Source organism: Rhizobium sp. BK049 (genome assembly GCF_014193135.1).
Taxonomy (GTDB): domain Bacteria; phylum Pseudomonadota; class Alphaproteobacteria; order Rhizobiales; family Rhizobiaceae; genus Rhizobium.
Genome location: NZ_JACHYV010000002.1, coordinates 111631 through 124177, shown reverse-complemented (window position 1 = coordinate 124177; position 12547 = coordinate 111631). Strand labels below are relative to the sequence as shown.

Below are 12547 nucleotides of genomic sequence, written 5' to 3'. Positions count from 1 at the left end.
CCAGTCAGTCGGCGGCGCTTTTCTCGACGGCCTCAGGCACTTCGCGAAAATGATCGGCCCTGCCGGATATACGCTGGTAGAATTCCGCCAGACCGCCGAGCACTTGCGCAGCCCTGAGCTTTGACGCGCCGACAAGCTTGCGGCTGTTCCGCGAATGCGATTGCAGGGCCTGCATCAGCTGCTTGTGAACGATCGCGAGCGCGGCGAATTCCTGGGACGCTGCGACGCGTTCATCGCCGACGACCGCAAGGATCTGCGTCCGGCTGCTCTTCCCTTTGAGCGAGAGGGCGCCGGCCTCGATCACCGCCATCCCCTGCACCGAGCGAGCCGTGCTGTCGGAGATGAGGATATCAAAGCCGACCTCCTTGCAGGACGACTCGATGCGGGCCGCGACGTTGACCGCATCTCCGACAGCCGAATAGTTGAAGCGGGTTTTGGCGCCCATATTGCCGACACAGGCAACTCCGGTATGGATGCCGATGCCGATGCCGACCTCCTGATCGGGTCCGAAGCCGAAGGCGTCGCCGGCGTTCAGTTCGGCGAGTGTCTCGCGCATGGCGAGCGCCGTGCGAACCGCCTTGATTTCGTGATCCGCTACATCAACCGGCGCATTCCAGAATGCCATGATCGAATCGCCGATAAACTTGTCGAGAGTACCTTCATTAGCCACGACATGACGGCTCAGCGCGTCGAGCAATGTATTCAGGAAGGCAACGACATCAGTCGGCGCCAGCCGTTCGCTGATTTCAGTGAAGTTCCTGACGTCGACGAACATTACCGTCAGTTCCCGGTCATCTCCACCGAGGCGCAAGGCATCACGGTTATGCTCGATGCGATGCAGCAGAGACGGAGAAAGATAATGTCCGAAGGCGCGCCGCACCTCGCGCCTTTCCCGGTCGATCACCAGAATGCGGAACGAGGTTGCGGCAAAATGGATAACCGATCCGCTGACGATCGGAGCCAATGGATCGAGAAGAAGCCCCGCATAAAGAAAGGAGAGCCAGGAGGCCACGAGCGCCATTGCGGTAATGAGCAGGCCGCAGACCAGTGCGACGGCGGGACTGACGAAGGTCGTCACCACGACGAGCAGGCATCCGAGCACCGCGATCGTGAGAATTTCCAGCCCGTCCGCCCAGTCGGGCCGCGACAGGAAACGGCCGGAGAGAATCTGTTCGACGACCTGCGCATGCATCGAAACGCCGGGAACGTTCTCGCCGAGCGCCGTGACGCGGATGTCCTGCAGGCCTGCCGCCGAGGTGCCGATGAAGACGATGCTGCCGTCAATGGCGGCGGAGATCTCGGGAGAGGCGCCTCCGGCGGCGAGCACCTGGCGGGCGGAGATATAGCGCTCGGCTCGGTCGGGGCTGACATAGAGCCAAAATTCGCCCGCCGCCGTCAGCGGCACGACGAAATCGCCGATCTTTGCCGATGTCATCACGCCGGCGCGATCGGGCGCGCCGGCCAATACATACGTCGATACACCTTGCGCGACGCGCAGCGCCTCGACCGCGAGATTGGGATAGAGCTGCACGCCGTCGGTCAGGAACAACGGCACCGCCCGCACCACCGGCGAAGGATTGCCGGGATTGAGGCTGATGTGGCCGAGCCCTGCGGCATTGGCTTCCAATTGCGGCCTGAGCGGCGTCGATGCCGCAAGATAGGGCGGAGCCGAGACGGGGCTTTCCCCGGTGAAAGCAAAACCCGCCTTGACTGGCGGCCGGTAACTGCCTTCGTTGGAAAGGCCGAAACCGAGCACGACGGGTTTGCCGGAGATCGAGCGGGCAAAGATCTCGTCATTGTCGGGAAGCTTCTCTGCTAGGGACGGATCAACCCCCGCCACCTCGCGCACGACGTTGCGCGGCGACAGCCGGTCCGGCTCTGAAAAGAGAACGTCGAAGGCGATGGCCGCAGCGCCCATGTCAGAAAGCCGGTCCACCAGCAGGGCCAACCGGTCCCGTGGCCACGGCCATTGGCCGAACTCGCGCAGCGACGCCTCATCAATGTCGATCACATGGACCGGCATGGGCTCGAATGTCCGCGGAAGCAGGCGTTGGTACTCGTCGAAGGTCACCCCACGGATCAGCTTGAAGATCCCGGGATCGTCTGCCCGCAGCATCGTCAGCGCAGCCACGATCACCAGTCCGACAACGACACCGATTTGCTGCACGCGCGTCATCATCTCAACCGGTGTCCCTCTCCCAAACGACAGCCTACGCCGCTTTCTGCCCCGACGCCATTCACTCATGCGCCACGACGCTTCTTTTCGCTTTCCAGCCTTCCGCTTCCCGCCGGTCGGCGCAACGGCATCTTCAAATTTGGCGACGCCGTCGTTTCGACCACGCTTTTGCTTGGACGACACGGCTTCGATCTTGTCGGACGCGCGGTGAAATGTTCTTGTAACGGCGCGAAGCGCGAATGCTTTTATATGGAAGAGTGAGGGGCTCCCGTGATTTCCGAAACCGCCGTGCGCCGCACCGGCTATTGGCTGATCGTCGTCGTGCTGGCGATGCTGGCTGGACTGCCGCTGGCCGTCTGGCTCGACATCAGCGACCTCTCAGGAAATACCCTCAGACGCCAGGCGCGCGATATGAGCTCGCTGATATCGAGCATCCGCTCCTACTATTCCGCCAATGTCGTCGGACGCGTTCTGGCCGCGCACGCCAGCGGCGCGACCGCGGGCACGGTCGTCTCCCACAACTACGCCAATATCCCCGGCGCCATCCCGCTGCCGGCGACACTTTCGCTGGAACTCGGCGACGTTATAAAAGAGCAGCAGGCCAACATCACATACCGCTTCGTCTCCGATCTGCCGTTCAAAAGTCGCGCTTCCCACGAGCTCGACGATTTCGAGAAACGAGCGCTTGTCGCACTGCGCGCCAATCCACAGCAGACGTTGAGCGACCTCACCCGCGTCGGATTGACCGATACCTTGCGCTTCGTCACGCCGGTCGTCATGGGCCAGGCTTGCGTTGCCTGTCACAACAGCCACCCGGAAAGTCCGAAGACCGACTGGAAGGTCGGCGATGTGCGCGGCATCCAGGAAGTGGTCATCAAGCAGCCCTATGCAAGCAACGTCTTCGCCTTCAAATATCTGCTCTGCTATTTCCTTTTTGTCGCCATCATCGGCCTCAGCTTCATTCTGCTGCAGCGCCAGCAGGCCCGCGCCATCCATGGCGCCAACCGGGATCTCGAAGCGGCGAACGAATTTCTGGCGAGCGTTTCCCTGAAGATTTCACGTTATCTCTCGCCGCAGATCTACAAGAGCATCTTCAGCGGACAGAAAGACGTCGTCGTCCATACCGAGCGCAAGCGCCTGACGATTTTCTTCTCCGACATCAAGGATTTCACCGCTACCACCGAGCGGCTGCAGCCGGAAGCGCTGACGGATATGCTCAACGAATATCTGACCGAAATGTCGAACATTGCCCTCGCCCATGGCGGCACGGTGGACAAGTTCATCGGCGACGCCATGCTGGTCTTCTTCGGCGACCCGGAAACGAAGGGTCCGGAGGAAGATGCGAAAGCCTGCCTGCGCATGGCCGTCGACATGCAGCGTCGCCTCGGCGAACTCAAGGACAGATGGCGCAGAAACGGCACCGAGGAGCCTTTCGTCGTGCGCATGGGAATCAACAGCGGTTATTGCAACGTCGGCAATTTCGGCAGCAACGATCGCATGGACTATACGATCATCGGCGCGGAGGCCAATCTCGCAGCCAGGCTGCAGTCGATCGCCCAGGGCGGAGAAATCGTCATCAGCTACGAAACCTATGCGCTGGTGAACGAGATCGTCGACGCCCATCCCTTGCCGCAGATCACCATGAAGGGCATCCAGCGCGAGGTCGTGCCCTATGCCGTCGACGGGCTGAGGCTCGGCGCCGACCACAAAAGCCGCGTTCTCAGCGAACATCTCTCGGGTCTCGACCTGCATCTGGATATGAGCCGGCTGGAGCCTGCCGATCGACTCCGGGTCAGGACGGCGCTCAAGGAGGCAATCGCCGCCCTGGACGAGGCCCCGCCGGAAGCGGCTCGCTTGAGACAGGATGCCGGGCAGATATGATTTTTCCAACTGCCGCCGATATCCATCTGGACTTCCCCTACTCGATCTGCTATCCCGCATCACCAATCGCAAGGCCGCGGCCGCGCGAACGTTATATTTTTGCCCCTGGCGCTGCGCTGCCTCAGGCATCAACCAAACCAAAGGAACGTGATTCTCGTGCAGGTACTTGTCCGCGATAACAATGTCGATCAGGCTCTCCGCGCTCTCAAGAAGAAGATGCAGCGCGAAGGCATTTTCCGCGAAATGAAGATGCGCGACTACTACGAGAAGCCTTCGCAGAAGCGCGCTCGCGAAAAGGCCGAGGCTGTTCGCCGTGTTCGCAAGCTGGCCCGCAAGCGCGCCCAGCGCGAAGGCCTAGTCGCACGCTAAGCGTTGCCGTCGTTTTTTCGACGTTTTCAGATGTATTGTGGCGGGGGCGATGGGTTCGCCGCCGCCTTTTTAGTTTGCCGCTGAAGATCGCATATCCAGAAATCGGATATGCCGCATGGGGAAAGCGAGCCCGAATGGCTGATACCACCTTCAATCCGTCCCGCGCCTGGCGCTTTCAGAAATCCGCATTCCTGCCGGCTTTGACGCTGGCGGCCATGGTCGGCCTTGCAGGCTGCGAGACGACCAACACCACGGATGCCGTAATCCGCATCGACAAGGCGCAGGGCTCGGAAGAGAACATCGCGTCGCTGACGGCTGTTATCAACGCCAATCCGAGGGATCCCGAAGGGTATAATGTCCGCGGTTCCGCCTATGGCCGCGGCGGCCAGTTCCGCCAGGCGCTGAACGATTTCAATACAGCATTGCAGATCAACCCGCGCTTCTTCCAGGCCTATGCCAACCGCGCGCTCGTCTATCGCAACATGGGCCAGCAGCAGCAGGCGATTGCCGACTACAATGCCGCCCTGCAGATCAATCCGAGCTACGACGTCGCCTATATCGGCCGCGGCAATGTCTATCGCATGGCCGGACAGGACGATGCAGCTTTCAACGATTTCAGCAAGGCGATCCAGCTCGGCACGACCGATGGCCGCGCCTATCACAATCGTGGCCTGATCTATCAGAAGCGCAATCAGCAGGATAAGGCAATCGACGATTTCTCGAAGGCCATCTCGCTCGCCCCGAATTCGCCGGAGCCCTATAATGGCCGCGGCATCTCCTACATCGCGCTGAATGACGACGACAACGCATTTGCCGATTTCAATCACGCGATCGATCTCAACGGCAATATCGCCGAATCCTGGGCCAACCAGGCTCTTGTCTACGAACGTCGCGGCGACAAGGCCAAGGCTGCCCGCTCCTATCGCCATGCGGTCGGGCTTGACCCGAAATACCAGCCGGCCCGCGATGGTCTCGCCCGAGTGGGCGCTCCAGCCGGCTAAGGATGTGAATTGGGGCGGCCGGGCCATCGGATGCCCAGAACCTTGGCGTTGCAGAAAATCTCCGGCAGAATCTTTATCGATGACCGGGCCCGGTGCGCGTGCAGCAACGGGTGGCGGAATAAGTTGTTATGAAGGCGCCGCATCGCTTTGAAAAGAGAGACGGAAAGACCGCCACCGTCTTCCGTGGCATGTTATACGATGTTGCAACCTGCTTTTGCTCCCCCTAACATGCGGCTGCTTCGATAGCCCGCTATCGGGGTGTGCGAAAACATGTTGAGGGCGGTTTGCGAGAGATGCGGATCTTTGCTTTCCTGACCGCAGACGAAAACTGTTGCGGACAGCGCGCACAGCAGCGCCTCACATCTTTCAAGACGCACAAAGGACGCGGCAATATCGCTTGTGGCGGCGGCGCGCAATAAATGAAGATCGTGGCGCTGTTTTTTCCCAAAGCTTCGATCGGCACCTATCTCGTTGCCATGGCGGTGGCGATCGCGTTGCCGATCTTCGCCTTCGTGACGCTGCTTCTGCTGCAGTTGGAGGACAACCAGCGCTCCGCGCTAAAGCGCGAGACGGCGCAGGACGCGCTTGCCCTGTCGCGCATCATCGATCGCCAGCTTCAGGATATGGCGACGACGTTGCGGCTGCTGTCGAGCTCCCCGGAACTCGAAAACGGCGATCTCGCCTCCTTCCACCAGCGCACGGAAGCAGCTCTGCGGAACAATGCGCTCTACGTCCAAGCGGTCGACGCAACTGGCCAGCAACTGCTGAACACACGCCGACCTTTCGGCGCGGAGCTCGGAAAGACGGCAAACATCGCCGCCCTCGATGCCGCAATGAAATCCGGTCGCATCGAGGCGTCGGATGTGGTCCGCGGCAGAACCAGCGGCGACTGGGTCTACAATGTCATCCTGCCGAGAAAGAACGATCCTGTTTCCGCCCTCATCATCACACAGGATGCCCAGGATCTCGGCCGGCTCGTAACGACCCAGGGTCTAGCCCCTGGATGGTCGGCGGCTGTGCTTGATCAAAGTGGTCACGTGGTCGTTGCCGCCGGCCCGACTGCCCTCGAACCCGGCACGCCCTTCGATCCGCGCATCCTGCCGGCGCTCAGTTTTTCCCGGGGCGTGTTCGAAGACAAGACGATCCTGCCGCACATGCTCCTCGGTTATGCACAAATTCCCGGCTGGTCCTGGAAGACGGTGATCTGGGGGCCGGTGGCGCAGGCGTCGATTCTCAGCACCTGGCGTTTCCTCATCATCGGAGGAGTTGCCCTCGTGCTCGTTGCCGTACTGGCCGCCTATGCCGTCGCGAGACAGGTCCGCACCACCATTCGCGAGATTGCCGACATGGCGAACCGCATGGGTCAGGGCCACATCGTCTCACCGGTTGAAACAAGCGTCATCGAGGCGAACCAGGTGGCGATCGCTCTTTCGAACGCCTCATTCGATCGCAGCCAGACCGAGGACCGGCTGCGGTTCGTCATGCATGAACTCGTCCATCGTACCAAGAACCTTCTCACGCTTGCTCAGGCCATGATGCGCCAGCTGGCCAAACAGGCCGACAGCGTCGAAACCTTTCAGGCTGCCGTCGCCGACCGCCTTGAGGGGCTGGCGCGTTCAATAGAGCTCCTGACGAGCGAGCAATGGGGAGGCGTGTCGCTCCGGCGGGTCGTTGATATCCATCTGCAGGCCTTCCCGCAATCGCGCGACCAGATCGAAATCACAGGCGAAGATTTCGTCCTGAAGCCGGATGCGGTGCAGAACCTGGGCCTTACCCTGCATGAGCTCGCCACCAATTCAGTGAAATATGGTGCGCTCTCCGTTCCGCAGGGGCGCGTCCGCTTCGACTGGCACGATGTTAGGGACGAAGGCAAGCCGGATGCCCTGCTCCGCTTCACCTGGGAGGAGCGCGGCGGCCCGGCGGTCACCGAGCCGTCGCGCTCGGGCTTCGGCACGACCGTCATCAAGGCGCATGCCGCTGCCGCCTTCCGTGGCACGGTGCAGGTCGATTTCCGGCCTGAAGGCCTGTTATGGGTACTGATAGCCCAGCGCGCCACGCTGGAGCGGGAATAACCCAGGAACAATCGCCACCTCAACCCGTTTCGGACAGGTCGTTTTCAAGGAGAAGGACCATGTTCAAGCAAACGATGATCGCCACCGCGGCTCTGACCGCGGCTGCCTGGGTAAGCCCGGCGAGCGCGGAAAATTATGTGACGCTTGGCCGTCTGGTCTGCGGATCGGATGGCGGTCAGGGTCTGATCGTCACCTCGCAGAAGAACCTCATCTGTACCTATACACCGGCAGCCGGCGGCGCCAAGGCGGTCTATGCCGGCAAAATCGAAAAATTCGGCCTCGACATCGGCCAGACGGGCAAGAGCGTGATGATCTGGCAGGTCCTGGCAAAGACCGGCACCGATATGCCGCAATTCGCCCTTGCCGGCGAATATTACGGAGTCGGCGCTGATGCGAGCATCGGTGCGGGCGCCGGCGCCAAAGTGATCGCCGGCGGCACCAATAAGGCTTTCATGCTGCAGCCGCTGAATGTTCAGGCCCAGGAAGGGCTGAACCTGGCGATCGGCGTCGAGAAGATGACGCTGGTGCCGGGCGAGATATGAGAAAGCCGCCCCGAAGGGCGGCTCATCGGCTCAATGCGCGATCGCCTTGTTGATATCCTCGGTCATTTTCTTGGCGTCGCCGAGCAGCATCATCGTGCCATCCTTGTAGAACAGCGTGTTGTCGATGCCGGCATAACCCGAACCAAGCGAGCGCTTGACGAAAAGGCAGGTCTTCGCCCGATCGACATCGAGGATCGGCATGCCGTAGATCGGCGAGGTCTTGTCGTCGCGCGCAGCCGGATTTGTGACGTCATTGGCGCCGATTACATAGGCGACGTCGGCCTGGGCAAATTCCGAATTGATGTCCTCGAGCTCGAAGACCTCGTCATAGGGAACATGGGCTTCGGCCAGCAGCACGTTCATATGGCCGGGCATGCGGCCTGCGACCGGGTGGATCGCATATTTCACCTCGACGCCGTTCTTCTTGAGATTATCGGCCAATTCGCGCAGCGCATGCTGAGCCTGAGCGACCGCCATGCCGTATCCCGGCACGATGATGACCTTCGAGGCATTGGCCATCAGATAGGCCGCATCCTCGGCGGAGCCGAGCTTGACCGTCCTGTCTGACGTATCGCTCCCGCCGGACGCCGTCTCGCCGCCGAAACCGCCGAGAATGACGGAGATGAAGGAGCGGTTCATGCCCTTGCACATGATATACGACAGGATGGCGCCGGAGGAGCCGACGAGCGCGCCGGTGATGATCAGCGCCAGATTGCCGAGCGTGAAGCCGATGCCGGCCGCAGCCCATCCGGAATAGGAGTTCAGCATCGAAACGACGACGGGCATGTCGGCGCCACCGATCGGCACGATCAGCAGAACACCGAGCGCCAGCGACAGTGCCACGACCGCCCAGAAGTCGAAATGGCTTTCGGTCGCGGCAAGGCCGATGATGAAGAGCACGATCAGCGCCAGCAGGGTTGCATTGATCAGGTGCCGGTAGGGCAGCAGGATCGGCTTGCCGGACATGCGCCCGTCAAGCTTCAGGAAGGCGATGATCGAGCCGGTGAAGGTCAGCGCCCCGATCGCCACGCCGAGTGCCATTTCGATGCGGGCCTCGGTGTGGATATGGCCGATCTCGCCGATACGGAAAGAAGCTGGTGTATAGAGCGCCGAGGCAGCCACCAGCACGGCGGCAAGCCCGACCAGCGAGTGGAAGCCGGCGACGAGCTGCGGCATCGAGGTCATGGCGATGGTGCGGGCGACATAGGCGCCGACGCTGCCGCCGATGGCAAGGCCGAGGATGATCAGCACGAACCCGCCGAAGTTGGGCGTCGCCAGCACCAGCGTCGTCAGGATGGCGATACCCATGCCGATCATGCCGAAGAGATTGCCCTTGCGGCTGGTGGCCGGATGGGAGAGGCCGCGCAGCGCCAGAATGAAGAGAACGCCGGAAACGAGGTAGAGGAAAGCTGCGATACTGGTCATCGATCCCTCACCTGTCCTTCTTGCGGTACATCGAAAGCATGCGCTGCGTGACCAGGAAGCCGCCGAAGATGTTGACCGAAACCAGCACCAGGGCGACGAAACCGAAACCGGTCGCAAGACCGCTTGTGGAGATGCCGACCGCCAGCAGCGCGCCGACGACGATGACCGACGAGATCGCGTTGGTCACTGCCATCAGCGGCGTATGCAGCGCCGGCGTCACCGACCAGACGACGTAATAGCCGACGAAAATCGACAAGACGAAGATCGCCAGCTGGAAGACGAAGGGATCGATCGCCCCGCCCGTCGCCGCACTAGCCGCTTCCGGAGCCTGCGCGGCTGCAGTGGCAACGGCCGTCACCGCTTCGTTCAACTGCTGCAGCGCTCTGTCCATTGCTTCACTGGCCATCACATATCTCCCTTCTTCGCGCCGCCGAAGGCGGGATGAACCACGTCGCCGGCATAGGTCAGCATCGTCGCCTTGACGAGCTCGTCATCGAGGTTGACGACGACCGCCTTCGTTTCCTTGTTGACCATCGTCTCGAGGAAGGTGACGAGGTTCTTGGCGTAAAGCGCCGAGGCGCTGGCCGCGACCCGGCCCGGCATATTCGCAAAGCCGATCACGCTGACGCCGTCGACGTCGGCGACCTCGCCGGCAACGACCCCTTCGATATTGCCGCCGCGCTCGACCGCGAGGTCGACGGCGACCGCACCTGGCTTCATCGAGGAAAGCATGGCGCGCGAAACGAGCCGCGGCGCCGGCCGGCCGGGAATGAGAGCCGTGGTGATGACGATATCCTGCTTGGCGATGTGTTCGGCGACGAGGGCTGCCTGCTTCGCCTGATAGTCTGCGGACATTTCCTTGGCATAACCGCCGGCCGTTTCCGCCGCCTTGAACTCCTCGTCCTCGACGGCGATGAACTTGGCGCCGAGTGAGGCGACCTGCTCTTTGGCGGCCGGGCGCACGTCGGTCGCCGAGACTGCGGCACCCAGGCGGCGCGCGGTGGCGATCGCCTGAAGACCGGCGACGCCGGCGCCCATGACGAAGACCTTGGCCGCCGGCACGGTGCCTGCCGCCGTCATCATCATCGGCATAGCGCGGTCGTAGACCGCCGCGGCCTCGATGACGGCCTGGTAGCCGGCGAGATTGGCCTGAGAGGAGAGCACGTCCATGGACTGCGCGCGGGTGATGCGCGGCATCAGCTCCATGGCGAAGGTCGAAAGCCCGGCGCTTGCGAGTGCGGCAATCGCCTCGTCATTGCCGTAGGGGTCCATGATCGCGATGACAACGGCGCCGCTCTTGTAACCCGCGATTTCCGATGGGCTCGGGCGGCGCACCTTCAGCACCACGTCGGCGGAGGCTGCATCGGCAAAACTGCCGATCCTGGCGCCTACGGCCTCGAACTCGGCGTCCGGAATGCGCGAAGCCGCACCGGCGCCGGCCTCGACGACGACGTCGAAACCGAAACCCTTCATCTTCTTCACGGTCTCGGCGGAGGCCGCGACACGCGTCTCCCCTTCCGTGGTTTCCCTTGCAACGAAAACAATATTGCCCAACTGCCCCCTCCTCCGGGTCAGCCAGACCGCCGCAGGCTCGCCTGCGCAGGCCAAGCACCTAGTTCACAAGGCTTCGGAGAAGCCTCCCCTCCCCTTAGAGCGCCTGCGTCCCCCCGGACGCACAAAGACGCTCCAATTCCCTTGAATAGACACATCGTGTTTGCCGAAAATCGATTGCGATTTTCAGGCCGATGCGCCAGCCGCGATCAGCGGAACAGGAAGATGCCGGCGGCGAGAAGAACGATGAAGACGAAGAGACCGCCGAGAAGGCCGGCGCCGCCGAAGAAACCGGCGGTCATCGCGAGCAGGAGAACGACGAGAAGCATCGTGCCGTATTTCGTGCCGGCAATGAACATGTTGTAGGTCTGCTCATGTTCCTTGTAATCCATCGGCGCGCCGGTCTCGACCGGTCCGGTATGATGTTCGGCCATAAATATCGTCTCCCTGAATGCTTTTGCGCTGCCTGATTCCCTCTTAGGCCGAGGGAAGTCCCTGCCTGCACGAATTACACAATGACAGGCGAAAGCGCAATGCACGAGAATGCCGCAGCCGCGGGTTCCAAGCCACCTTCTTCCGCAAGGAAAAGCGTGAGGGCGCCGGCTGCGGATCTCCTCACTGCTGCATAACCTCTCCTCATTCGCAGAGCAGGAGAAATTACAGCGGCAGGTCGGTGCCGAGTTCACCTTGCGGCACGAAGCGCGCCGTCGGGATGATGGTAAGCGGCGGCAGCGTATCGTGGGGATTGCGCGAAAACATCATGCGCTGTTCGCTGGCGCTGGAGATGAAGAAGGGATAGCGCGTCAACAGCTTGCGCCCGACCTCCACCACATTCGTCGCCATCAGCGTCACATCAACCCCGTAACTCTCCGCCAGTCGGCCGGGCACAATAGTATCGGCATAGAAGACCCGCTTGTAGAAGGCGGCATGCGGGGGCCGAACGGACTGAATAACGCGGTCAGCCCGGAAATACGCTGCCGCGACGATGGCGGGTCTCAGCGTCAGGTAGGGAACCCATGGCATGTTGGCGGTGAGCTCCGGGTCGGCCGCGAAACGCGCCGGGTCGATCAAGGTTAGCCCGGCGTCCAGAAGCTCATCCATCGCCTCGGGAAAGGCCTCTCCGGACCGGCTGATACGATGCTCCGGCGTCACATAATGAATTCGGATCGTACTGACCAGTTCGCCATAGTAGTAGAGACCGAAGATATAGGCATGGCTGTCGAAATCGACATCGTCCAACAGGCCTTCCGGGGCAAGCGACAGCGTGCCGTGGGCCTTGTAGGCTTTGTAGCGCAGCCGCTCCACCTCCTCCATGTCTTCGCTGCTTTCGACGCGGCGATATTCGACATGATCCAGAATTTCCAAAATTTTCGTACTGAAATCACTACGCGTGAACAGTGTGTCTGACATATTTTGATCCACTCGTTAACGGATCATTAATCATACGTCAGTGAGGTTTAGGCAAGAAAATCCGATAATTCGGGCCGTTTATAAAGTATTAAGGTTAACGGCGGGGTATCACAAGGACAT

The 12547-nt window shown here is 61.4% G+C and carries 11 protein-coding genes; 5 read left to right on the top strand and 6 right to left on the bottom strand.

Features of this window, described 5'->3' with window-relative positions; all coding sequences use genetic code 11:
- Positions 1 to 4 precede the first annotated feature (4 nt).
- Positions 5 to 2176 (bottom strand): adenylate/guanylate cyclase domain-containing protein, encoded by a 2172-nt coding sequence (locus FHT70_RS02560; protein WP_183698968.1) that lies wholly within the window; start codon positions 2174 to 2176, stop codon positions 5 to 7.
- A 330-nt stretch (positions 2177 to 2506) separates the two neighbouring features.
- On the opposite strand from FHT70_RS02560, the gene FHT70_RS02555 reads away from it, so the two are divergent.
- From FHT70_RS02555 to FHT70_RS02535, 5 genes are all read left to right on the top strand, one after another.
- Positions 2507 to 4057, top strand: a complete 1551-nt coding sequence (locus FHT70_RS02555; RefSeq protein WP_245362168.1) for an adenylate/guanylate cyclase domain-containing protein — start codon at positions 2507 to 2509, stop codon at positions 4055 to 4057.
- Positions 4058 to 4213: 156 nt separating this feature from the next.
- Positions 4214 to 4426 carry a 30S ribosomal protein S21 gene (gene rpsU, locus FHT70_RS02550; RefSeq protein WP_003585885.1) on the top strand — a complete coding sequence of 71 codons (213 nt, stop codon included), beginning with the start codon at positions 4214 to 4216 and terminating at the stop codon, positions 4424 to 4426.
- A 134-nt stretch (positions 4427 to 4560) separates the two neighbouring features.
- Positions 4561 to 5427: a tetratricopeptide repeat protein gene (locus FHT70_RS02545; protein WP_183698693.1), complete on the top strand. Its 867-nt coding sequence runs from the start codon at positions 4561 to 4563 to the stop codon at positions 5425 to 5427.
- Positions 5428 to 5846: 419 nt separating this feature from the next.
- Positions 5847 to 7499 (top strand): sensor histidine kinase, encoded by a 1653-nt coding sequence (locus FHT70_RS02540; protein WP_183698691.1) that lies wholly within the window; start codon positions 5847 to 5849, stop codon positions 7497 to 7499.
- A gap of 59 nt (positions 7500 to 7558) precedes the next feature.
- A complete protein-coding gene (locus FHT70_RS02535; RefSeq protein WP_097597222.1) occupies positions 7559 to 8041 on the top strand; it encodes a DUF992 domain-containing protein in 483 nt (160 codons plus the stop codon).
- Between the two features lie 30 nt (positions 8042 to 8071).
- Here FHT70_RS02535 and FHT70_RS02530 read toward each other — a convergent pair whose 3' ends face one another.
- The 5 genes from FHT70_RS02530 to FHT70_RS02510 all read right to left on the bottom strand — a co-directional run bounded on the left by FHT70_RS02530 (position 8072) and on the right by FHT70_RS02510 (position 12427).
- Positions 8072 to 9466, bottom strand: coding sequence for an NAD(P)(+) transhydrogenase (Re/Si-specific) subunit beta (locus FHT70_RS02530; RefSeq protein WP_183698689.1), 1395 nt, complete (start codon positions 9464 to 9466; stop codon positions 8072 to 8074).
- Between the two features lie 7 nt (positions 9467 to 9473).
- On the bottom strand, positions 9474 to 9872 hold the full coding sequence (locus tag FHT70_RS02525) for a proton-translocating transhydrogenase family protein (RefSeq protein ID WP_085779487.1): 399 nt from the start codon (positions 9870 to 9872) through the stop codon (positions 9474 to 9476).
- Positions 9872 to 11020, bottom strand: coding sequence for a Re/Si-specific NAD(P)(+) transhydrogenase subunit alpha (locus FHT70_RS02520; protein WP_097597220.1), 1149 nt, complete (start codon positions 11018 to 11020; stop codon positions 9872 to 9874). The genes FHT70_RS02525 and FHT70_RS02520 overlap by 1 nt, the downstream gene beginning before the upstream one ends.
- 206 nt (positions 11021 to 11226) lie before the next feature.
- The gene (locus tag FHT70_RS02515; RefSeq protein ID WP_011426827.1) at positions 11227 to 11451 is read right to left on the bottom strand and encodes an aa3-type cytochrome c oxidase subunit IV; all 225 of its coding nucleotides are present in this window, start codon (positions 11449 to 11451) and stop codon (positions 11227 to 11229) included.
- A 223-nt stretch (positions 11452 to 11674) separates the two neighbouring features.
- Positions 11675 to 12427, bottom strand: coding sequence for a hypothetical protein (locus tag FHT70_RS02510; protein ID WP_183698687.1), 753 nt, complete (start codon positions 12425 to 12427; stop codon positions 11675 to 11677).
- Positions 12428 to 12547: the final 120 nt, after the last annotated feature.